Genomic DNA, 343 nt, shown 5'->3' with positions numbered 1-343 from the left:
GTGTTGACCGTACCGGCGCTGGCCAGTACCAACGTTGGCTGGCCAGCGCCGGCGGCGAGCTGCCGCGCCAGCGCTTCCATATCCATGGCTTCGGACTCCGGCAGGCTGGCGACGATCGTCAACGCCTCGCGGCCGATGCCGAGCATGCTGAGCGCCTTCACGCTGCTGGAATGCGGATTGGCCGCCAATACCCGGATGGGGCCCAGCGCCGCCAGGCCTTGTTGGGCGATATCCACGCCTTGCTGTTGTCCCAACCACTGCCGGCCAATGGCCAACCCGGTGAAATTGGCCATGGTCGCACCGCTGACCAGGCTGCCGCTGAACGTTTCCGGCAGGCCCAGCA

The 343-nt window shown here is 67.1% G+C and carries 1 pseudogene; it reads right to left on the bottom strand.

Annotated features, from left to right (window positions below):
* Positions 1 to 343, bottom strand: a pseudogene (locus KQX66_RS39100) (aspartate aminotransferase family protein); the annotation flags it as partial.

The sequence above is a fragment of the Paenibacillus oleatilyticus genome (assembly GCF_018998565.1).
Taxonomy (GTDB): Bacteria; Bacillota; Bacilli; order Paenibacillales; family NBRC-103111; genus Paenibacillus_G; species Paenibacillus_G oleatilyticus.
The sequence above is the reverse complement of the archived record's forward strand: the minus strand, read 5'-3'. Positions and strand labels throughout refer to the sequence as shown.